Annotated in this window: 19 protein-coding genes; 7 read left to right on the forward strand and 12 right to left on the reverse strand. The window is 63.3% G+C overall.

Features of this window, described 5'->3' with window-relative positions:
• Positions 1-642 carry a DUF1345 domain-containing protein gene (locus tag ACLH0I_RS12205; RefSeq protein WP_250965748.1) on the reverse strand — a complete coding sequence of 214 codons (642 nt, stop codon included), beginning with the start codon at positions 640-642 and terminating at the stop codon, positions 1-3.
• A gap of 602 nt (positions 643-1,244) precedes the next feature.
• On the opposite strand from ACLH0I_RS12205, the gene ACLH0I_RS12210 reads away from it, so the two are divergent.
• Entirely contained in the window at positions 1,245-3,323 is a 2,079-nt protein-coding gene (locus tag ACLH0I_RS12210; protein WP_411387193.1) for a putative bifunctional diguanylate cyclase/phosphodiesterase, read from the forward strand.
• A 7-nt stretch (positions 3,324-3,330) separates the two neighbouring features.
• On the opposite strand, the gene ACLH0I_RS12215 is transcribed toward ACLH0I_RS12210, so the two are convergent.
• A complete protein-coding gene (locus ACLH0I_RS12215) occupies positions 3,331-4,431 on the reverse strand; it encodes a DNA alkylation repair protein (protein WP_411387194.1) in 1,101 nt (366 codons plus the stop codon).
• Between the two features lie 282 nt (positions 4,432-4,713).
• Between ACLH0I_RS12215 and ACLH0I_RS12220 the strand changes: the two genes are divergently transcribed.
• Entirely contained in the window at positions 4,714-5,022 is a 309-nt protein-coding gene (locus ACLH0I_RS12220) for an RcnB family protein (RefSeq protein ID WP_411387195.1), read from the forward strand.
• On the opposite strand, the gene ACLH0I_RS12225 is transcribed toward ACLH0I_RS12220, so the two are convergent.
• Both ACLH0I_RS12225 and ACLH0I_RS12230 read right to left on the reverse strand, forming a co-directional pair.
• The gene (locus ACLH0I_RS12225) at positions 5,019-5,342 is read right to left on the reverse strand and encodes a protealysin inhibitor emfourin (protein WP_411387196.1); all 324 of its coding nucleotides are present in this window, start codon (positions 5,340-5,342) and stop codon (positions 5,019-5,021) included. The genes ACLH0I_RS12220 and ACLH0I_RS12225 overlap by 4 nt on opposite strands.
• Positions 5,342-6,403, reverse strand: coding sequence for a M4 family metallopeptidase (locus ACLH0I_RS12230; RefSeq protein WP_411387197.1), 1,062 nt, complete (start codon positions 6,401-6,403; stop codon positions 5,342-5,344). Before ACLH0I_RS12230 ends, ACLH0I_RS12225 begins: the two co-directional genes overlap by 1 nt.
• Before the next feature lie 144 nt (positions 6,404-6,547).
• Between ACLH0I_RS12230 and ACLH0I_RS12235 the strand changes: the two genes are divergently transcribed.
• Entirely contained in the window at positions 6,548-6,889 is a 342-nt protein-coding gene (locus tag ACLH0I_RS12235) for an FKBP-type peptidyl-prolyl cis-trans isomerase (protein ID WP_092254046.1), read from the forward strand.
• Between the two features lie 15 nt (positions 6,890-6,904).
• On the opposite strand, the gene ACLH0I_RS12240 is transcribed toward ACLH0I_RS12235, so the two are convergent.
• Positions 6,905-8,026, reverse strand: coding sequence for a cytochrome P450 (locus ACLH0I_RS12240; protein WP_411387198.1), 1,122 nt, complete (start codon positions 8,024-8,026; stop codon positions 6,905-6,907).
• A gap of 82 nt (positions 8,027-8,108) precedes the next feature.
• Between ACLH0I_RS12240 and ACLH0I_RS12245 the strand changes: the two genes are divergently transcribed.
• On the forward strand, positions 8,109-8,864 hold the full coding sequence (locus tag ACLH0I_RS12245; protein ID WP_411387199.1) for an ArsR/SmtB family transcription factor: 756 nt from the start codon (positions 8,109-8,111) through the stop codon (positions 8,862-8,864).
• 211 nt (positions 8,865-9,075) lie between these two features.
• On the opposite strand, the gene ACLH0I_RS12250 is transcribed toward ACLH0I_RS12245, so the two are convergent.
• Positions 9,076-9,870, reverse strand: coding sequence for a helix-turn-helix domain-containing protein (locus ACLH0I_RS12250; protein ID WP_411387200.1), 795 nt, complete (start codon positions 9,868-9,870; stop codon positions 9,076-9,078).
• A gap of 113 nt (positions 9,871-9,983) precedes the next feature.
• On the opposite strand from ACLH0I_RS12250, the gene ACLH0I_RS12255 reads away from it, so the two are divergent.
• Positions 9,984-10,913, forward strand: coding sequence for a DMT family transporter (locus ACLH0I_RS12255; RefSeq protein WP_411387201.1), 930 nt, complete (start codon positions 9,984-9,986; stop codon positions 10,911-10,913).
• 202 nt (positions 10,914-11,115) lie between these two features.
• Here ACLH0I_RS12255 and ACLH0I_RS12260 read toward each other — a convergent pair whose 3' ends face one another.
• The 5 genes from ACLH0I_RS12260 to ACLH0I_RS12280 all read right to left on the reverse strand — a co-directional run bounded on the left by ACLH0I_RS12260 (position 11,116) and on the right by ACLH0I_RS12280 (position 17,367).
• On the reverse strand, positions 11,116-12,135 hold the full coding sequence (locus ACLH0I_RS12260; RefSeq protein WP_186706271.1) for a branched-chain amino acid aminotransferase: 1,020 nt from the start codon (positions 12,133-12,135) through the stop codon (positions 11,116-11,118).
• Between the two features lie 281 nt (positions 12,136-12,416).
• Positions 12,417-13,799 carry a dihydrolipoyl dehydrogenase gene (gene lpdA, locus ACLH0I_RS12265; protein ID WP_411387202.1) on the reverse strand — a complete coding sequence of 461 codons (1,383 nt, stop codon included), beginning with the start codon at positions 13,797-13,799 and terminating at the stop codon, positions 12,417-12,419.
• A gap of 3 nt (positions 13,800-13,802) precedes the next feature.
• On the reverse strand, positions 13,803-15,071 hold the full coding sequence (locus ACLH0I_RS12270) for a dihydrolipoamide acetyltransferase family protein (RefSeq protein WP_411387203.1): 1,269 nt from the start codon (positions 15,069-15,071) through the stop codon (positions 13,803-13,805).
• Entirely contained in the window at positions 15,072-16,130 is a 1,059-nt protein-coding gene (locus ACLH0I_RS12275; protein WP_030141237.1) for an alpha-ketoacid dehydrogenase subunit beta, read from the reverse strand. It lies immediately after the preceding gene.
• Position 16,131: 1 nt separating this feature from the next.
• On the reverse strand, positions 16,132-17,367 hold the full coding sequence (locus tag ACLH0I_RS12280) for a 3-methyl-2-oxobutanoate dehydrogenase (2-methylpropanoyl-transferring) subunit alpha (RefSeq protein ID WP_030141238.1): 1,236 nt from the start codon (positions 17,365-17,367) through the stop codon (positions 16,132-16,134).
• 194 nt (positions 17,368-17,561) lie between these two features.
• On the opposite strand from ACLH0I_RS12280, the gene bkdR reads away from it, so the two are divergent.
• Positions 17,562-18,050, forward strand: a complete 489-nt coding sequence (gene bkdR, locus ACLH0I_RS12285; RefSeq protein WP_003202929.1) for a Bkd operon transcriptional regulator BkdR — start codon at positions 17,562-17,564, stop codon at positions 18,048-18,050.
• Positions 18,051-18,307: 257 nt separating this feature from the next.
• Here the strand turns inward: bkdR and ACLH0I_RS12290 are convergent, their stop codons facing one another.
• The gene (locus tag ACLH0I_RS12290; protein ID WP_411387204.1) at positions 18,308-19,171 is read right to left on the reverse strand and encodes an MBL fold metallo-hydrolase; all 864 of its coding nucleotides are present in this window, start codon (positions 19,169-19,171) and stop codon (positions 18,308-18,310) included.
• Positions 19,172-19,309: 138 nt separating this feature from the next.
• On the opposite strand from ACLH0I_RS12290, the gene ACLH0I_RS12295 reads away from it, so the two are divergent.
• Positions 19,310-20,110 (forward strand): sulfite exporter TauE/SafE family protein, encoded by an 801-nt coding sequence (locus ACLH0I_RS12295; RefSeq protein WP_411387205.1) that lies wholly within the window; start codon positions 19,310-19,312, stop codon positions 20,108-20,110.
• The last annotated feature ends 87 nt before the right edge of the window (positions 20,111-20,197 follow it).

Raw genomic sequence — 20,197 nt, forward strand, 5'->3', positions numbered from 1 at the left:
TCACCCAAACAACCCCGCCGCAATATTGATCGAAAACCCCAGGATCGCCGTGTTGAACACAAACCCGATCAACGATTGCGCCAACACGATCTTGCGCAACTGCCGCGTGGCAACCCCCACATCCGAGGTCTGCACCGCCACGCCGATGGTGAAAGAGAAGTAGAGGAAATCCCAATAGTTGGGCGTGGTCAGCCCTTCGGCAAACCGCAGCGCCGGCTCCTTGCCTTCCCAGGTGTAATACAACCGCGCGTAGTGAACGCTGAAAATCACCCCGATCAGCAACCATGAACCGGTCACGGTCATCGCCGTGAAGCCGTAATGCAACAGCTTGCCGGCGGCTTGCAGGTCGCGGCTGCCCGCCAGCTCGAAGGTGATGGTCGCCAGGCTGGCCAATGCCGCGACGCAGACCATCAGCAGCACCAGCCCGGCATTTTCATCTTCGATTTCGGCGATGCGCTTCACATCCGGCGCCTTGGCCCGCACGGTCAGCCAGAACATCAGCACCAGGTAGGTCCAGACCCCGGCATTCCAACCGATCAGGACCTTGCTGATGATCGAGTCCACGGGAACCAGGATTCCCACCGCCAGGCCAAGGACCGTGGCGCTGGAAAGACGCGGGTGGGTGCGGGCGAGGAGGGGCATGGAGGCTCACTGTTCGGAAAAGAATCTAGTATGAGCCATCAGGCCAAGGACCGGCGGTCTATCGCGCTCGACTCGATCAATTGCACACCCGCTTCCTGCATCCGCCGGATCGCCGCCGCCAACGAGCCATCCTTATCGATGCTCCCACAATGGATTTGCGATGGACGCATGACTGATAGCTAGCCGGTTAACCCTGTGGGAGCGAGCTTGCTCGCGAAGAGGCCAGCACATCCAACATCTATGCAAGCTGACCCACCGCTATCGCGAGCAAGCTCGCTCCCACAATGGATTTGCAATATGACCTATGGCTAGCGGGATAACCCTGTGGGAGCGAGCCTGCTCGCGAAAGGGCCTTCACAGCCGACATCCCTGCAAGCCGACCCACCGTCAACCCCTGGCAAGCCCGCTCCTACAGTGGATCCATGCTGAGCTGGCAGCCCATAAAAAATATTCTCCCTGCCAGGCGTAGTGTCTTTCGTCGAAAATGTTCCAGGTTTGATGGCTTTTTGACATTTGGTTCGTGCGTCCCAGCCACGATTCAGTACAATCGCCGGCCCACCGGGCATGGAAGCCGTCCGGTTCTCCTGTTACGAGAAAAAACCATGCTCATCGGCAGTTATTCCCCCGCCCTTGTTTCGATTTCCTTGTTTGTTGCCGTGCTGGCTTCCTACACCGCGCTGGACCTGGCCGGGCGTATCGCGACCGCCAAGGGGCGCGCCGCGCATTTGTGGATAACCGGGGGCGCGCTGGCGATGGGGGTGGGCATCTGGTCCATGCACTTCATCGGCATGCTGGCGTTCACCTTGCCGATCGAGCTTGGCTACGACGTACCGATCACTGCGCTGTCGCTGCTCACCGCGATTCTTTCCAGCGGGTTTGCCTTGTGGCTGGTCAGCCAGCCGCGATTGCCGGCGTGGCAGCTGGCTTTCGGGGCGCTGATCATGGGCGCCGGGATCAGCGCCATGCATTACACCGGCATGGCCGCGCTGCGGATGCAGCCGGGCATCGATTATGACCCGACGCTGTTCGCCGCTTCGTTGGTGATCGCCGTCGGCGCGTCTGCCGCGGCGCTGTGGATTGCCTTTCGCCTGCGCCAGAACACCCCCCACGTGCGTCTGGCACGGGCGGGCGCCGCGGTGATCATGGGCATCGCCATCGTTGGCATGCACTACACCGGCATGGCGGGGGCGCGCTTCAGCGAGGGCAGCTTTTGCGGCTCGCTGGATGGCTTGAGCGGCAAGGGCCTGGACAATCTGGTATTGATCACCACCCTGGCGGTATTGGCCATTGCCCTGCTGACCTCGATTCTCGATGCGCGCCTGGAAGCCCGCACCGCCGAGCTGGCCCAGTCCCTGACCCAGGCCAACCGGGAACTGACCCAGTTGGCCCTGCACGACCCCCTCACCGGACTGCCCAACCGTGTGCTGCTGGCCGATCGGATCGACCAGGCCATGCATCGGGTGCAAGAGCAGGGCGGTTGCTTCGCCTTGATGTTCATCGACCTCGACGGTTTCAAGCCGGTCAACGACGCCTTTGGTCACCACATGGGCGATCTGTTGCTGCGGGACGTGGCCCTGCGCCTGCGCGAAGACCTGCGTAGCCAGGACACCCTGGCGCGGATCGGCGGTGACGAGTTCGTGCTATTGGTGCAACTGGCCGAGCCCGACGATGCCCTGCGCCTGGCAGCCCGTCAGGTTGGCCTGATCGGGCGCACGTTCCGGGTTTCTGAGCATGACTTGCAGATATCCGCCAGCGTCGGCATCGCCGTTTACCCTGGCAATGGCCAGAGCGCCGAAGAACTGTTGATGAACGCCGACGCGGCGATGTATCACGCCAAGGGCGCCGGCAAGAACGGCTACAGCTTTTTCGACGCCTCGATGAACAGCAACGCCCGCAAGCAATTGCAGTTGCTGCAAGATTTGCGCACGGCCGTCGAACAGCGGCAGTTCAGCCTGCATTACCAGCCCAAGTTCGATGCGGCCAATGGCCGTCCGGTCGGGGCCGAGGCCTTGTTGCGCTGGACCCACCCGACCCAGGGCCTGTTGATGCCCGACACGTTCATCGACCTGGCGGAAAAGACCGGCTTGATCATCCCCATCGGCGAATGGGTCTTGAACGAGGCCTGTCGGCAGATGCGCGAATGGTACGTGCTCGGTTATACCGACTGGCGCATCGCGGTGAACCTCTCGGCCTTGCAGTTCTGCCACACCGGTTTGGTGCAGAGCGTGGCCAAGGCGTTGGAGACGCATAAGCTGCCGGCCAACAGCCTGACCCTGGAAATCACCGAAACCACCGCCATGAGCGATGCGGACGCAAGCATGACGGTGCTGCAACAGCTGTCGGACATGGGCGTGGATCTGTCCATCGACGACTTTGGCACCGGCTATTCGAGCCTGATGTACCTCAAGCGCCTGCCGGCCAACGAGCTGAAGATCGACCGCGGCTTCGTGCGCGACCTGGAGCACGACAGCGATGACGCGGCCATCGTCTCGGCCATCGTCGCCCTCGGCCAGGCCCTGGGCCTGCGGATCGTCGCCGAAGGCGTGGAGACCGATGTGCAGCAAGACTTCCTGACCCAGCTGGGCTGCGATTCGCTGCAAGGTTACCTGTTGGGCCATCCGCTGCCGGCCGAGCGTTTCCTGCAGGAGATTCGCCAGGCCAAACGCCTGGCGGTGGTCTGAGACGCCCTCAGGGAACGATATCGAACGCCGTGCTACCCAGTCGCTCGCCGTTGACCAGCAGGTGCACGGCATGCCGGCCCGCGTAGTGTTTGCGGGTGGTCAGCTCGCGAATGTATTGGGAACGGCTAAGGTTGACGCGACCCTGGGCGGGCAGGTCGAAGGTCTTGAGCTTGAAGACTTTGGCCGAAGTGCCGCCCGAGGCCTTCACGTAGTCGACGGCGTAGTCGATCACCAGGCGCTGGCTCTGTTCGAGGGTTGATTGCACGGTGAAGGACAGCGTGACCTGTTCCCCCAGTCGAATCACCGCTGGCGTCACCTGCAAATCCAACACCTGGACCTGCGCCTTGCCGCCGGCGCCGATCACCCCCAGTGCCCTGGGGTTGCCTTGCTTGATCAAGCTACGCAGCGCATGCCGGGCGATCCACGCCGTGTGACGGTCTTGCAGTGGCCAGCCTTCGATCTGGTCCAGCACCCAGTCGGGATGCTGCTTGGTGACGTCGTTGAGGTGGTTGGCCACGGATTTGCGTACATAAAGGCTGTCGTCGGCCTTGAGCGTGTCGAGGATCGCGGCGGCGAGGTCGGGGTTGGCCTGGATCGGCTCCAAGTGAAACGACCACGGCAGGCGTGGCCGGCTGCCTTCGCTGGCGAGGCGGCGCACGTGCTCGTTGGCGTCCAGCGCCCAGTCGTGCATGACTTTGAGGGTGCGTTCCAGGTCGTCCCGCAGGAAGTGGCGCACGGCGAACTCCGACGAGCCGAACCGGGTGAAATACTTGAGCGCGTCCAACGACACGTCGAAGCGATGCCGGCCGTAGGATGCCACGTAATGCGGCAGGAACATGCTGACGAACATGCTGTTCAGGCGCGGGGCCAGGGCGCGCAGCACCTCCAGCGACGTCTCGTAATCGAGGGGCAGCACCGCGTGCAGGCACTCACTGACCCGGGCCATGCGCTGCATCACCGACAAATCGGCCAGCCCATCGTTGGCCATGTGCAAGAACGCCTTGGCGTCGAAGGCTGGGTACACCCCGCGCATTTCGCCGGCGATGTGCTCCAGGCGGGCGTTGTTGAAGATTTCCTTGAGGGCAGGGGAAGAGGTGGTGGTGCTCATGGTGGGTCCGTCCGGCGGGTGTTGTCGTTCAGGCTTGCCACTATGCCATGCGCAACCGTGGCGAGGGAGCTTGCTCCCGCTCGACTGCGCAGCAGTCGCAAACCCGGTGAATGCGGTATCACTGGATGAACGCGTTGCCTGGATTGGGGCCGCTGCGCAACCCAGCGGGAGCAAGCTCCCTCGCCACAGGGGAAGGGGGCCTTCAGAAGCAACAGTAAACGGAATGATTCGCCGCCCGCGCAGTCCCAGATTCTAGTCTTTTGAATAATTTGGAGTTTTTCTATGCGCCAACCCACCCTGATCGCCCGCCTGTTCCTGATCGCTGGCCTCACCGCCTTTGGGCCTGTTGCGCAAGCGGTCGAGAAAACCGGTGACGCCCTGGAGCATTCGCCGAGCAATGGCCGCAGGCTGGTGGAGAACGACCGGGTACCGGCGGACTACCAGCGTGCGGACAGGGCCGTGAAAGACTGGAAGCAGAAGGCACTCGAGCAGCCGACAAACGACCAGCAATGGGTGCAGATCGACGACAAGTACTTGTTGATCGAAACCGTGTCCGGCGCCATCGTCAAGATCGTTCCGGCCACCCGTTAAAGCACTTCACCTTTGTCCCACAAATGCACCAACTCGCCAGGTGCCCGGTCCTCGGGCACCTGCAGCACCATCTCGTCGTCCTGATCGTTGGCGCGATAACGCACCTCGATCTGGAAAAAACGCTGGTCCCCGCGCCCGGGCGTGGAGGAGGTCAGCGGCAGGCAGCCCTCCAGGACCGAGCAGATGCGGGTGCGCTGGTCGAGGTCGCACTGGGCGAACTCGATTTCCCGTGGCCGGGTCCGCGCAGGGATGGCGGCCACGCCGCCCTGGCGCGACAGCCGTACCACGGCCTTGTCGTCGAGGTCTGGAAGGGTTTTCATCAGCTCTCCTGTGTCAGGTCGACGCCGACCTGGGCCCAGCCGTTCTGCACCGCTTGCACTTCCCGCGTGCCGAAGCGCTGGCGGGCGTGCTCGACAGTCAGGCGGGCGAAGGCGCTGAAGGACGCGTCATTGGCCAGTCTTCGGTCGCACAAGGTTTCATACCAGATCCGGCCGGCCTTTTCCCAGGCAAATCCGCCCAGCGTGGTCGCGGCCAGATAAAAGGCCCGGTTGGGAATGCCAGAGTTGATGTGCACGCCACCGTTGTCTTCGCGGGTAATCACGAACTCGCGCATGTGCGCCGGTTGCGGGTCCTTGCCCAGCAACGGGTCGTCGTAGGCGGTGCCGGGGTTGGACATGCTGCGCAGGCCGTCGCCGTTGATCTTGTCGGTGAGCAGGTCGGCGCCGATCAGCCAGTCGGCTTGGTCGGCGGTCTGTTCGAGCACGAATTGCTTGACCAGCACACCGAACACGTCGGAGATGGACTCGTTCAGCGCACCGGACTGGTTGGCGTAGATCAACCCGGCTTCGCTTTCGGTGACGCCATGGGCCAGTTCGTGGGCCACCACGTCGAGGGAGCGGGTGAAGCGCTGGAAGATTTCGCCGTCGCCGTCGCCGAATACCATCTGCGCGCCGTTCCAGAAGGCGTTTTCATAGCCCTGGCCATAATGCACGCTGCCCACCAGGGCGAAGCCTTTGTTGTCGATGGAGTCGCGCCCCAGGACCTTCCAGAAAAAATCATAGGTGGCGCCGAGGGCATCGTAGGCTTCGTCCACGGCCGGGTCGCCACTGGCCGGCTGGCCTTCCAGGCGTACCGGCTGGCCGGGCAGTTCCATGCGGTTCTGGGCGTCGTGCACGCTGCGTTGCGGGTGTCCGGCCTTGCCGGGCTTGGGCAGCGCGGCCGCGACGGGCGGGTGGCTGGGCGGGCCAGGGTTGTGCCGCAGGTTGCGCACGTGAGTCAAGGTGCCGAGGGCGCTGGAACGTTGCTGTTCGGAGCCATGGGCAATGATGCGGTTGAGGATGTACGGCGGAATGAAACCGTGGAGCGGGCGAGAGTCGATCATCAGAAAATCCTTATCTGAAATGCAGGGTCGATACCCATGTGAACCGAAGAGGCCGTTGCGGTTCCCTGGCCATGGCAGACAACGTTTGCCATGGGCCCTGATTTCTGCGAAAACCCCGCGCCTGGATCACACGAGGGATACGCCATGAATGAAGAACTGCAAATCATCGACCTGCAACAGGGCGACGGCAAAAGCGTAGTCAAAGGTGCGCTGATCACCACCCAATACCGCGGCACCCTCGAAGACGGCACCGAATTCGATTCGTCCTACAGTCGCGGCAAACCTTTCCAATGCGTGATTGGCACCGGCCGTGTCATCAAGGGCTGGGACCTGGGCCTGATGGGCATGCAAGTCGGCGGCAAGCGCAAGCTGCTGGTGCCGGCGCACCTGGCCTACGGTGAGCGGTCCATGGGCGCCCATATCAAGCCCAACGCCAACCTCATTTTCGAAATCGAGTTACTGGAAGTCCTGACCCGGGATGATTGAGGGGAGTGGAGCGGGTCAGGATCGCTCGCTGAACGCTGGGGTGCGTCCGTTGACCGAGGGACGGTAGCGCCAGGTCAACTGCTCCAATCCGGGTTCGCTTTCCAGAAGTACCGCCAGGGTGGCGTGGGCGATGCCCATGGCCAGGGTTTGGCCCGGACATTCATGACGCCCGCTGCCGAAGCTGAAACTGCGGCGGTTCGGTCGGTCGAGCAACAGCGTGTCCGGTCGTGGGTTGAGCTGCGGATCGCGGTTGGCCGAGGCCAGCAGCACCAGGATCGTTTCGCCGGGGTTCAAGGCGCTGCCGAGGATTTCGCAAGGAGCGGCGACGAAGCGGCGGGTGTTCTGCACGGGCGGGTCGAAACGCTGGACTTCGGCCAGCAACGGGCCGACTTGTGCCGGATCGTCCCGCAGTGCCTGGCGTAACGCCGGGTCGTCGATCAGCGCCAGCAGCGCGTTGCCGATCAGGCCAGCCGTGGCTTCGTACGTTTGCGAGAGCAAGCCGATCAGGTTGGCGATCTTGCTGTCCGGCGCCGTGCCGTCGAAGCCTTGATCAATGTGCGTCAACAAAGGGTTGTCCTGCGCCTCGATCCGTTCCTCGAACAACCTGGCCAGTTGCTCGCTGGCCCGGTGCGCTGCGTCCAGTTGCGGCGCCTGGCTCAGGGGCGACAGGCAGGCGACGAAGCTCCCCGTCAATTCGCTGATCAGGTGACTGTCCGTCGGGTTGAAACCCAGCAACGCCGCGACCACGCTGACCGGCCCGATGAACTGGGCCTGATGCAGGCCTTCGGCGCCGTCCCGGAGCAAGCGGGCCCTGACCAGTGCTTCGACCTGTCGGGGGGCGATGTCCTGCAACCCCTGCGCAATCGCCGCCCTCGGGCACCGCTGGCGTTCGCCTTCATTCATGCGCATCAGGTGGCCGAACACGCGGCCGGCCGGCCCCCCGGCGATGGCCTTGGGCACGGGCTCGTGGGCCGGGCGCACATGGCAATCGGGATGATGCAAGGCTGCACACACTGCTTCGGCGCTGCTGGCGATCCACAGGTTCAGCCCGGGGTCGAAGGCCAGCCCGCCGGCGGCGCGCAGGGTGGCGTAGAAAGGGTAAGGGTCGGGATGCGTCGCGGCGGTGATCGGGTCCATGAAGCGCTGCCTTGTTCGTGAGGAAGAAAGTGTTGCTACTATCTCCAGTCGATGCATGGCTTGATTCGTCAGGGAGCGAAATATGAACGCAGAACAGCATGATCTGGGCGTGTCCCAGGTGGCCGCGGCCATCGCCGAGCCGGCCCGCACCCGAATGCTCTGTGCGCTGATGGACGGCCATGCCCGCACCAGTACCGAGTTGGCGAGCATCGCCGAGGTCAGCGCTTCAACCGCCAGCGCCCATCTGGCGAAACTCAAGCAGATGGCCCTGGTGCGCCTGCATGTCCAGGGGCGGCATCGTTATTACAGTTTGGCGGACCCGCGCGTAGCCCAGGCACTGGAGGCGCTGATGGTGATCGGCCAGAGCGCCGCGCCGACCTTCACGCCGCGCACGCCGGATCGCCTGCAATTTGCCCGCACCTGCTACGACCACATGGCCGGCACCTTGGCGGTGCGCCTGCACGATCGCATGTTCGAGATGGGGTGGTTGGTGGAGGTGGAGGGCGAGGGTTATCGGCTGAGTGAATCCGGCGAAGCGGTGTTCGACGGATTGGGTATCGATGTCCAGCGCCTGGCCACGCAACGCCGCCGATTCGCCTGCCCCTGCCTGGACTGGAGCATGCGCCGCCCGCACCTGGGGGGAGCCTTGGGCGCGGCGTTGCTGCAAGTGGCGATCAAGCGCAAATGGGTGACCCAGGATTTGGACAGCCGGGCGCTGGGGGTGACGGCCAGTGGTCGCAGGGAAATGGCGTCGCGGTTTGGGATCAATGCCGAAATCGACGCCAAACCCACTGGCGCTATCGCGAGCAAGCTCGCTCCCACAATGGATCTGCGCTGAACACAAGACCCATGACCACCCCAAATCCCCTGTGGGAGCGAGCTTGCTCGCGAAGGGGCCTTCACATCCAACCTCCGTGCAAACTGACCCACCGCTTTCGCGAGCAGGCTCGCTCCCACAATGGATCTGCGCTGAATACAAGACCCGTGACCACCCCAAATCCCCTGTGGGAGCGAGCTTGCTCGCGATAGCCATTCCAGCACCACCCTCGTCATCCAGCCATGTGCCTGCGCCGATATTCATCCGGCGTGGTGCCCATCATTTTGCGGAACATGCTGATGAATGCCGAGGCGCTGCTGTAGCCCAGGTCCAGGCCGATGGTTTCCACGCTCTGGCCGCGTTCGAGCAGGGCCAGGGCCTCGATGACTTTCAGGCGCTGGCGCCATTCCACCAAGGACATGCCCAGGTCCCGTTGGGCCCGGCGCATCAGTGTGCGCTCGGTGGTGTTGGCGGCGCGGGCCAGTTGCGGCAAGGAACGCGGGTCGCTGGGGTTCGCCTCCAGGGCCCGCAATACGGGCCCCAGCAGTGGATCATCCGAGAAAGGCAAGTAACTGCCGACATGGGGCGCTTGCGTCAGCTTGTCCACCAGCACCTGCAACAAGCGCTGCTGCTCGGGCGTCTGCGGTTGGCTCGGTGGGTCGTTGCGCAGTTCTTCCAGCAATGCGCGGATCAGCGGGCTTAAGGTCAGCGCGCAGGGTACGGCCGGCAGCGCACCGCAGAGTTCGGCCGCCAGGTACAACGAACAATGACAGGCCTCATGCCGATTGAAGCCCACGTGTTCCATGTCCGGCGGCAGCCAGATGCCGTACTGCGGTGGCGCCAGGTAATGGTGCTGGGCGATCTCGATTTCCATCACCCCACTGTAGGAATAGACGAACTCACCCCAGGCATGCCGGTGCCGCGGGTAAGTGGCGTGGGCCGGCATGCAGCCGATACGGAAGAAAATCGGCGAGGGCAGGGCCGCGTCGAACGGAGGGATCTTCAGGTGTTGGGCTGGAGGCTGCATATCGACCGCAATGGCGGATTACCGGGATGGCTTGTCGGGTAATCACTATATCCAGCAAAGGTGTCAGGCAGACAATCCTTTCATCTGTTATTTCTGCCCAAAGGACCTTTCCCATGACCACTCGCCGCGCCCTGGATGGCCAGGTCTGCGCCCTGATGACCGGCCTCTGTGCCATTTGGGGTTTCCAGCAAGTCGCGATCAAGGCCGGCGCCGCCGACATGGCGCCGATGCTGCAACTGGGCGTGCGCTCGGCCATCGCCGCGGTACTGGTCTGGCTGTTGGTGCTGGCCCGCGGTGAGCGTCTGTCCCTGACCGATGGCAGCTGGCGCCCCGGCCTGTTGGTGGGGTTGTTGTTTGCCTTGGAGTTCGTATTGGTGGGCGAAGGCCTGCGCCATACGACGGCTTCGCATATGGTGATTTTCCTCTACACCGCACCGATGTTCGCCGCCCTCGGCTTGCACTGGAAACTGCCGAGCGAGCGTCTCAAACCGGCGCAATGGTTGGGCATCGCCGTTGCATTCGGCGGGGTCGTGGTGGCCTTCAGTGGCGGCTCGGGCGCAGCGAACGGCAGCTCATTGCTTGGCGACGGCATGGGCTTGCTGGCGGGGGCGCTGTGGGGCGCAACCACGGTGACGGTTCGCTGTTCGCGGCTGACCGACGTGCCGGCCAGCCAGACGCTGCTGTATCAACTGGTGGGCGCCGGGGTGCTGTTGATCGGAGTGTCGACGGTGCTGGGGCAAACGACGATCAATCCCACGCCACAACTCATCGCCAGCATGGCGTTCCAGGTGTTGCTGGTGTCCTTCGCCAGTTTCCTGGTCTGGTTCTCCCTGCTACGCCGTTACCTGGCTTCGCAACTGGGGGTGCTGTCGTTCATGACGCCGCTGTACGGCGTCGGATTTGGCGTCTGGTTGCTGGATGAGCCGCTGGAGCCGAACTTTATCGTTGGCGCGGTGATGGTGCTCGGCGGGATCCTGCTGGTCAGTGGTTACGGATGGTTTCGCCAGCGTTGGGGACGATGGCCGGTTTTGCGGCGGGAGTAACTGAGCGAAGTGAAGTGTAAAAAAAGCCCACCCCTGCAAGAACAGGCGTGGGCTTTTTGTTACTGAACTGTCTCATCACTGAGTCAGATGTGGTCACTGTGGCGAGGGAGCTTGCTCCCGCTCGGTTGCGCAGCGACCGCAAGATCTTGGGTCTGCTGCGCAGCCCAGCGGGAGCAAGCTCCCTCGCCACAAAAGCGTTGGATCAGACCTTGACGATCCAACCCGCCGGCGCTTCCACGTCGCCGGTCTGCACGCCGGTCAGCTCTTTGTAGAGCTTCTGGGTGATCGGGCCGACTTCGGTTTCGCTGTGGAACACGTGCAGCTTGTCCTTGTAGCTGATGCCGCCAATCGGCGTGATCACCGCAGCGGTACCGCAGGCGCCGGCTTCCTTGAAGTCCGCCAGCTTGTCGATGAACACGTCGCCTTCGATCACTTCCAGGCCCAGGCGCGATTTGGCCAGTTCGATCAGTGACAGGCGGGTGATGCCCGGCAGGACCGAAGGGGAGTTGGGGGTGATGAATTTGTTGTCGTGTGTGATGCCGAAGAAGTTGGCCGAGCCGACTTCCTCGATTTTCGAGTGGGTCAGCGGATCCAGGTAGATGCAGTCGGCGAAACTGGCCTTCTTGGCCTGGGAGCCGGGCATCAGGCTGGCGGCGTAGTTGCCACCGACCTTGGCCGCACCGGTGCCTTGTGGGGCGGCACGGTCGAAGCTGGAGATCAGGAAGTTGTGCGGGGTCAGGCCGCCCTTGAAGTAGGCGCCGACCGGGATGCAGAAGATCGAGAAGATGAACTCGGGTGCGGTGCGCACGCCGATGTTGTCACCCACGCCGATCACGAACGGGCGCAGGTACAGCGCGCCGCCGGTGCCGTAAGGCGGGATGAAGCGCTCGTTGGCGCGGACCACTTGCTTGCAGGCTTCGACGAACTGCTCGGTGTCGACGTGCGGCATCAGCAGGCGGGCGCAGCTGCGTTGCATGCGGGCGGCGTTCTGGTCCGGGCGGAACAGGTTGATCGAACCGTCCTTGCAACGATAGGCCTTCAGGCCTTCGAAGCACTGCTGACCGTAGTGCAGGGCAGTGGAGCCCTCGCTGATGTGCAGCACGTTGTCTTCGGTCAGGGTGCCTGTGTCCCAGGCGCCATCGCGCCAGTGCGACAAGTAGCGCTTGTCGGTCTTGATGTAGTCAAAGCCCAGTTTGTCCCAATTGATGCTCTCGTTACCCATGACACCCTCTATTTCCTGACAACCGTCGAAACGGTTCAAGGCTTCTGACGTTTTGAATGGGGACAACAATACTTCATTCCGGGGGTGTTTCGCAGCCTGCGCGATAAGGAGCAGGAGATATTTGCTGACGACTCCCCGTGGCGAGGGAGCTTGCTCCCGCTCGGCTGCGAAGCAGTCGTAACCCGGTGAACGCGATGTGACTGGATAATCCCGTCGCTTGGATTAGGGCCGCTTCGCAGCCCAGCGGGAGCAAGCTCCCTCGCCACGGGTGCAGCGCAAGCCTACAGATGCAACGCATGCCCCAACGCCCGCAACGCCGCTTCCTGCACGGCCTCGCCCAGCGTTGGATGGGCATGAATGGTGCCGGCGATGTCCTCCAGGCGCGCACCCATTTCCAAGGATTGGCCGAATGCGGTGGACAGCTCCGACACGCCCACGCCAACCGCTTGCCAGCCGACGATCAGGTGATTGTCCCGGCGCGCCACGACGCGGACGAAACCGCTTTTCGATTCCAGGGTCATGGCCCGGCCGTTGGCGGCGAACGGGAAGCTCGACACGATGCAATCCAGGCCGGCAGCCTTGGCCTCGTCCGGCGTCTTGCCCACCACGACCAGTTCCGGGTCGGTGAAGCACACCGCCGCGATGGCCGTCGGGTTGAACTCCCGGTGCTGGCCGGCGATCAGCTCGGCGACCATCTCGCCTTGGGCCATGGCCCGGTGGGCGAGCATTGGTTCGCCGCTCAGGTCGCCGATGGCCCAGACATGGCGCATGCTGGTCTGGCAACGGCTGTCGATCTTCACCGCCGCACCGTTCATCGCCAGGTTCAGCGCTTCGAGGTTCCAGCCCTGGGTGTTGGGTTTGCGCCCAACCGCCACCAGCACCCGGTCGGTGTCCAGGTTCAACGTGTCGCCATTGGGATCACGCACTTGCAAGGTGCTGGCCTGGGCGTCGAAACCTTCGACGCTGTGCTTGAGGTACAGCTTCACGCCCAATTGCTTGAGCGCCTCGTGCACCGGTTGCGTCAGCTCGCCGTCGTAGGCCGGCAGGATGCGCTCCTGGGCCTCGACCACGCTGACCTCGGCGCCGAGCTTGCGATAGGCGATGCCCAGCTCCAGGCCGATGTAGCCACCGCCGACCACCACCAGGTGCTTGGGCACTGAGGTGGGGGCAAGGGCTTCGGTGGAGGAAATGATCGGCCCGCCCACGGGCAGCATCGGCAGGTTGACGCTTTTCGAGCCGGTGGCCAGCAGCAGATGTTCGCACTGGATGCGGGTATCACCGACCTCGACAGTCTTGCCATCGATGACCTTGGCCCAGCCGTGAATGACCTGGACCTTGTGCTTCTTCAGCAACGCGGCGACGCCGGTGGTCAGGCGATCGACGATACCGTCCTTCCATTCCACGCTTTTGCCGATGTCCAGCGATGGCGCCGAAACCGTGATGCCCAAGGCTGAGCCCCGGCTGTGATGCCGGGTCTGGTGGAACTGCTCGGCCACATGGATCAACGCCTTGGACGGGATGCAGCCGATATTCAGGCAGGTACCGCCCAGTGCCTGGCCTTCCACCAGGATCGTTTCGATGCCCAGTTGGCCGGCGCGGATTGCCGCTACGTAACCGCCCGGGCCGCCGCCGATGATCAGCAGCTTGGTGTTCAGAGTTTGCATGGCTTACTCCACAAATAAAGTGGCAGGTTGTTCGAGCAAGCCACGCAGGGCCTGGATGAATTGCGCCGCGTCCATGCCGTCGACCACCCGGTGATCGAAGGAACTGGAGAGGTTCATCATCTTGCGAATCACGATCTGGCCCTTGATCACCATGGGCCGCTCGACGATTTTGTTCACGCCGACAATCGCCACTTCCGGCAGGTTCAGCACCGGCGTGCTGACGATGCCGCCCAACGCGCCAAGGCTGGTCAGGGTGATGGTGGAGCCGGACAGTTCATCGCGACTGGCCTTGCCATTGCGGGCGGCCGTGGCCAGGCGCGAGATTTCCGCCGCGCTGTCCCACAGGCTGCGAGCTTCGGCGTGACGCACCACCGGCACCATCAGGCCGACGTCGCTCTGGGTGGCAACACCGACATGCACCGCACCGGAGCGATGGATGACCTGGGCCTCGTCGTCGTAGCGGGCGTTCATCTGCGGAAAGTCCCGCAGGGCCACGACCAGGGCGCGGACCAGGAACGGCAGCAAGGTCAGCTTGCCGCGACTGGCGCCGTGCTTATCATTCAGGTGAACCCGCAGCTCCTCCAATGCGGTGACATCGATTTCCTCGACGTAGCTGAAGTGCGCGGCCCGTTGGGTCGCTTCCTGCATGCGCTGGGCGATCTTGCGGCGCATGCCGATCACCGGGATCTGCTGCTCGTCGTGGCGTTCGGCATAACCCGAGCCGCCCTTGGCTTGTGGCGATGAACCCTGGGCCAGATAGGCTTCCAAGTCTTCATGCAGGATTCGCCCGGCAGGGCCGCTGCCCTGGACCAGGCGCAGCTGGATGCCCAGGTCCAGCGCGTGTTTGCGCACGGCCGGCGAGGCCAATGGACGCTCTTCTGGGTCGCGGGCCACAGGCGCTTGCGGGGCGCAGCGTGGCGCGGCGGCTTTTTCCACCACCGGTTCAGGCGTGGCCACTGGCGCTGGCGTTGGCGCCTGTACAGCCGCCGCTACTGGAGCCGGTTGCGCCGATTCTTTCAAGTTACCCGCACCTTCGACTTCAATGCGGATCAGTTCGCTGCCCACCGCCATGACTTCACCGGGCTCGCCACCCAAGGCGATGACCCGGCCATGCACCGGCGAAGGGATGTCGACCATCGCCTTGTCGGTCATGACATCGGCCAGCACCTGGTCTTCGACCACCATGTCGCCGACCTTGACGTGCCACACCGACAGTTCAACTTCCGCGATGCCTTCGCCGATGTCCGGCATCTTGATAACGTGCGTGCCCATTCAGACCTCCATGACCCGTTTCAACGCCGCGCCCACACGGGACGGCCCAGGGAAATACGCCCATTCCTGCGCGTGCGGGTAGGGGGTGTCCCAACCGGTGACACGCTCGATGGGCGCTTCCAGGTGGTGGAAGCAATGTTCTTGCACCAACGACACCAGCTCGGCGCCGAAACCGCAGGTGCGGGTGGCTTCGTGGACCACCACGCAGCGGCCGGTTTTCTTCACCGACTTGACGATGGTCTCCAGGTCCAGCGGCCAGAGGCTGCGCAGGTCGATGACTTCGGCGTCGATGCCGGTCTCCTCGGCGGCGACCTGGGAAACGTAGACCGTGGTGCCGTAGGTGAGGATGGTCACGTCCTTGCCCGGACGGGTGATGGCGGCGACGTCCAGCGGCACGGTGTAGTAACCGTCCGGCACTTGTGCCTGCGGATGCTTGGACCATGGTGTTACCGGACGGTCGTGGTGGCCGTCGAACGGGCCGTTATACAGGCGCTTGGGTTCGAGGAAGATCACCGGGTCATCGTTTTCGATGGACGCGATCAACAGGCCCTTGGCGTCGTAGGGGTTGGACGGCATCACGGTGCGCAGGCCGCAGACCTGGGTGAACATCGCCTCGATGCTCTGGCTGTGGGTCTGGCCGCCATAGATGCCGCCGCCGCAAGGCATGCGCAGGGTCATCGGTGCGGTGAATTCGCCGGCCGAGCGATAGCGCAGGCGCGCCGCTTCGGAAATGATCTGGTCCGACGCCGGGTAGACGTAGTCGGCAAACTGGATTTCGGCCACCGGCCGCAGCCCATAGGCGCCCATGCCCACCGCCACGCCGACGATGCCGCTTTCGGAAATCGGTGCGTCGAATACCCGCGAAGTGCCGTACTTGTTCTGCAGGCCTTCGGTGCAGCGGAACACGCCGCCGAAGTAACCGACGTCCTGGCCGAACACCACGACGTTGTCGTCGCGCTCGAGCATCACGTCCATGGCCGAGCGCAGGGCCTGGATCATGGTCATGGTGGTAGTGGTCATGGCGGTGTCCAACGCAATATTGTTGTTGTGATCGTTCATGTCAGATCCCCAACTGCTGACGCTGGCGCTTCAAGTGCTCCGGCATCTCTTTGTAGACGTCTTCGAACATGGTCGCGGCGCTTGGAATCTGCCCGCCGGCGAGGGTGCCGTACTGCTCGGCTTCCTTCTGCGCGGCGATCACTTCGGCTTCGAGCTCGGCGGTGACGGCGGCATGTTCCTCTTCGGACCACTGGCCGATCTTCACCATGTGCTGCTTGAGGCGGGCAATCGGATCGCCCAGCGGGAAGTGGCTCCAATCGTCGGCGGGGCGGTACTTGGAGGGATCGTCGGAGGTGGAGTGCGGGCCGGCGCGGTAGGTGACCCATTCGATCAGCGCCGGGCCGAGGTTGCGGCGGGCGCGTTCGGCGGCCCAGCGCGAGGCGGCGTAGACCGCCATGAAATCGTTGCCATCGACACGCAGGGAGGCGATGCCGCAACCGACGCCGCGTCCGGCGAAAGTGGTGGCTTCACCGCCGGCAATGGCCTGGAAGGTGGAAATCGCCCACTGGTTGTTGACCACGTTGAGGATCACCGGCGCGCGGTAGACGTGGGCGAAGGTGAGGGCGGTGTGGAAGTCCGATTCGGCGGTGGCGCCGTCACCGATCCAGGCCGAGGCGATCTTGGTGTCGCCCTTGATCGCCGAGGCCATGCCCCAGCCCACGCCCTGGATGAATTGCGTGGCGAGGTTGCCGGAAATGGTGAAAAAACCGGCGTCCTTGACTGAGTACATGATCGGCAACTGCCGGCCCTTGAGCGGATCGCGCTCGTTGGACAGCAGTTGGCAGATCAGGTCCACCAGCGGCACTTCGCGGGCCATCAGGATGCTTTGCTGGCGGTAGGTGGGGAAGCACATGTCGTCGATGTTCAACGCCAGGGCCTGGGCGCTGCCGATGGCTTCTTCGCCAAGGCTCTGCATGTAGAACGACATCTTTTTCTGGCGCTGGGCGACCACCATGCGGTTGTCGTAGATGCGCGTCTTGAGCATGGCACGCATGCCTTTGCGCAGGATCTCGACGGGGATGTCCGCGGCCCAATCGCCCAGGGCATTGCCTTGGTCATCGAGCACGCGGATCAGGCTGCGGGCCAGGTCGGCGGTGTCGGCGGGTTCGACGTCGATGGGAGGTTTGCGCACCGTGCCGGCATCGGACAGATGCAGGTAGGAGAAGTCGGTCTTGCAGCCGGGACGGCCCGAGGGTTCGGGAACGTGCAGGCGTAGCGGTTCATACGCTGGGTTCATGGCTTTCTACGCTCGATCTTGTGAATTTCTTGTAGTGGGCGCGCTAGCTGACGAATTTCCCTGGGTAGGTGGGAAATTGTCCTACAACAATCATAGGCTCGACGAAGAAGAATATTTTTCTCTGTTCGCTTGCTGTTCAGATCATTTGCAGATAAAAAATCTGCACAACGATAAAAAACAGGACTATTTGTCTCATGCGTAAATTGGATCGCACCGACATCGGCATTCTGAACAGCCTTCAGGAAAACGCCCGCATCACCAACGCCGATCTCGCCCGCTCGGTCAACCTGTCCCCCACGCCGTGCTTCAATCGCGTGCGGGCCATGGAAGAGCTGGGGGTGATCCGCGAGCAGGTCACGCTGCTGGATGCCGACTTGTTGGGGTTGCACGTCAACGTGTTTATCCATGTGAGCCTGGAGAAACAGGTGGAAGAGGCGCTGCAGCACTTTGAGGAAGCGATTTCCGACCGGCCGGAGGTGATGGAGTGCTACCTGATGGCCGGCGATCCGGATTACCTGATTCGCGTGCTGGTGCCGACGATCCAGTCGTTGGAGCGGTTCATGATGGACTTTTTGACCAAGGTCCCGGGCGTGGCGAACATCCGCTCCAGCTTTGCCCTCAAGCAGGTGCGCTACAAGACCGCGCTACCGTTGCCGGCCAATGGGTTGACCTTGGGTACCTGAACATCAAAGGATCGCAGCCTTCGGCAGCTCCTACAGGGGAGTTGTGGATTTCTGACGGCTCATTGTTGCCTGACCCACCGCCATCGCGAGCAAGCTCGCTCCCACACCGGATTGTACTGTTGGTCGAGTTCTGCGATCACCGCTGAACCCTGTGGGAGCGAGCCCGCTCGCGAAGGCGTCGGCATATTCAGCTCTGATGTAAGCAGACCCACCGCTATCGCGAGCAGGCTCGCTCCCACATTGGATAGGTGGCGACCTTAGAGCTGGTTGATCGGAATCTTCAGATAAGTCACGCCATTGCCCTCGGCCGGCGGCAGGTGTCCCGCCCGCACATTCACCTGGATCGCCGGCAACAGCAGCGTCGGCATGCCCAGCGTCTTGTCGCGCTGGGTACGCATGGTCACGAACGAAGCTTCATCGATGCCGTCGCGAACATGGATGTTGTGCTGGCGCTGTTCACCCACGGTACTCACGCAGTGGGGCTCGCGCTCTTCCGGTGGATAGTCATGACAGACATACAGGCGCACCCCGGCAGGAAAGGCCAGCAACTTGCGGATCGAGGCGTAGAGCTGATGGGCATTGCCGCCGGGGAAGTCGCAACGGGCAGTGCCCACGTCGGGCATGAACAGCGTGTCGCCCACCAGGATCACATCGCCATCGATCAGATAGGCCATGTCCGCCGGGGTGTGGCCGGGCACGTGCAGCGCGGTGGCCTTGAGGTTGCCGATCAGGAAGGATTCGTCGGCCGCGAACAGGTGGTCGAATTGCGAACCGTCGACGGCGAATTGCGGCTCCAGGTTGAACAGGGCCTTGAACACGTTCTGCACCTGGCCGATGGACTCGCCAATGGCAATCTTGCCGCCCAGTTCCCGACGCAGATAAGGCGCGGCGGACAGGTGATCGGCGTGGGCGTGGGTTTCCAGCAGCCATTGCACCGTCAACCGATGTTCGCGCACGAACGCGATCACCCGATTGGCCTGTTCGGTGCCGCTACGGCCCGAAGCCGGGTCATAGTCCAGCACCGGATCCACCACCGCGCAGTGCCCGCCGTCGTGTTCGTACACGACGTAAGTAAAGGTCTTGGAGGCGGGGTCGAGAAAACTTTGGATCTGCGCGGGCATGACAGCGGACCTGTGCGGGAAGAAGCGGTTGCTACGCTTGAGGTTTACAACTTATGGTCCGCAGCTTAGTGAGGGCCAAGGCGTCCTGCAAATGCGATCGCACCTGCCAACAGGTGTGCGCGGCTTGAGAGAACCTGAATGTTACTGGCAAGTTTTTTTGGTGTGGTCATGGGCCTGGTCCTTGGCCTGACGGGCGCGGGCGGCGGCATCCTGGCGGTGCCAGCATTGGTGTTGGGACTGGGTTGGAGCATGACCCAGGCCGCGCCGGTGGCGCTGTTCGCGGTGGGCAGCGCGGCGGCGGTGGGGGCCATCGATGGGCTGCGCCATGGGCTGGTGCGCTATCGAGCGGCATTGCTGATTGCGCTGCTGGGCGCGGTGTTCTCGCCGCTGGGTATCTACCTTGCCCACCAGCTTTCGGAAAAAATCTTGATGATCCTGTTCAGCCTGTTGATGGTGCTGGTGGCGGCGCGCATGTTGCGCCGGGAAACGCCGCAAGCGGGGCCCAGCGATCACGGTGCCGCCATTTGGGGCCAGAAGAATTGCATGCTCGACCGCCAGACCGGGCGCCTGGCCTGGACCGCCCGCTGCACCGCTACGCTGTCGGCATTGGGGGCAGTGACAGGCATGGTCTCGGGGTTGCTGGGCGTGGGCGGCGGCTTCCTGATCGTGCCGGCGTTCAAGCAACTGACTGACGTGCAGATGCGCGGGATCGTCGCGACGTCCTTGATGGTCATCAGCCTGATTTCGCTGATTGGCGTGGTGGGCGCGTTTCATGCCGGCGTGAGCATCGACCGGGTCGGTGCGGTGTTCATTGCGGCGAGTATCGTTGGGATGGTGCTCGGGCGGCGATTGTCGGCCCAGGTCCCGGCCCGGGCGTTGCAGGTGGGGTTTGCCGGGGTGTGCCTGACGGTGGCGGTGTTCATGCTGGTGCGGGCTTAGCGACGACGAATCAGGATTGCACATTGCCTTTGTGGCGAGGGAGCTTGCTCCCGCTGGACTGCGAAGCAGGCCCATACGGTCTTGACC

The sequence above is a fragment of the Pseudomonas sp. MPB03 genome, assembly GCF_046605385.1.
In the GTDB taxonomy this organism is placed as follows: Bacteria; Pseudomonadota; Gammaproteobacteria; order Pseudomonadales; family Pseudomonadaceae; genus Aquipseudomonas; species Aquipseudomonas zanjanensis.

Bases quoted from the DNA above. Each gene is read 5' to 3' on its own strand.
- ACLH0I_RS12270 (WP_411387203.1), bottom strand. From the start codon at position 15,071: ATGGGCACGCACGTTATCAAGATGCCGGACATCGGCGAAGGCATCGCG.
- ACLH0I_RS12230 (WP_411387197.1), bottom strand. From the start codon at position 6,403: ATGATCGACTCTCGCCCGCTCCACGGTTTCATTCCGCCGTACATCCTC.
- ACLH0I_RS12220 (WP_411387195.1), top strand. From the start codon at position 4,714: ATGCGCCAACCCACCCTGATCGCCCGCCTGTTCCTGATCGCTGGCCTC.
- ACLH0I_RS12290 (WP_411387204.1), bottom strand. From the start codon at position 19,171: ATGCCCGCGCAGATCCAAAGTTTTCTCGACCCCGCCTCCAAGACCTTT.
- ACLH0I_RS12225 (WP_411387196.1), bottom strand. From the start codon at position 5,342: ATGAAAACCCTTCCAGACCTCGACGACAAGGCCGTGGTACGGCTGTCG.
- ACLH0I_RS12245 (WP_411387199.1), top strand. From the start codon at position 8,109: ATGAACGCAGAACAGCATGATCTGGGCGTGTCCCAGGTGGCCGCGGCC.
- ACLH0I_RS12210 (WP_411387193.1), top strand. From the start codon at position 1,245: ATGCTCATCGGCAGTTATTCCCCCGCCCTTGTTTCGATTTCCTTGTTT.
- ACLH0I_RS12215 (WP_411387194.1), bottom strand. From the start codon at position 4,431: ATGAGCACCACCACCTCTTCCCCTGCCCTCAAGGAAATCTTCAACAAC.
- bkdR (WP_003202929.1), top strand. From the start codon at position 17,562: ATGCGTAAATTGGATCGCACCGACATCGGCATTCTGAACAGCCTTCAG.
- lpdA (WP_411387202.1), bottom strand. From the start codon at position 13,799: ATGCAAACTCTGAACACCAAGCTGCTGATCATCGGCGGCGGCCCGGGC.
- ACLH0I_RS12275 (WP_030141237.1), bottom strand. From the start codon at position 16,130: ATGAACGATCACAACAACAATATTGCGTTGGACACCGCCATGACCACT.
- ACLH0I_RS12205 (WP_250965748.1), bottom strand. From the start codon at position 642: ATGCCCCTCCTCGCCCGCACCCACCCGCGTCTTTCCAGCGCCACGGTC.
- ACLH0I_RS12240 (WP_411387198.1), bottom strand. From the start codon at position 8,026: ATGGACCCGATCACCGCCGCGACGCATCCCGACCCTTACCCTTTCTAC.
- ACLH0I_RS12255 (WP_411387201.1), top strand. From the start codon at position 9,984: ATGACCACTCGCCGCGCCCTGGATGGCCAGGTCTGCGCCCTGATGACC.
- ACLH0I_RS12260 (WP_186706271.1), bottom strand. From the start codon at position 12,135: ATGGGTAACGAGAGCATCAATTGGGACAAACTGGGCTTTGACTACATC.
- ACLH0I_RS12235 (WP_092254046.1), top strand. From the start codon at position 6,548: ATGAATGAAGAACTGCAAATCATCGACCTGCAACAGGGCGACGGCAAA.
- ACLH0I_RS12295 (WP_411387205.1), top strand. From the start codon at position 19,310: ATGTTACTGGCAAGTTTTTTTGGTGTGGTCATGGGCCTGGTCCTTGGC.
- ACLH0I_RS12250 (WP_411387200.1), bottom strand. From the start codon at position 9,870: ATGCAGCCTCCAGCCCAACACCTGAAGATCCCTCCGTTCGACGCGGCC.
- ACLH0I_RS12280 (WP_030141238.1), bottom strand. From the start codon at position 17,367: ATGAACCCAGCGTATGAACCGCTACGCCTGCACGTTCCCGAACCCTCG.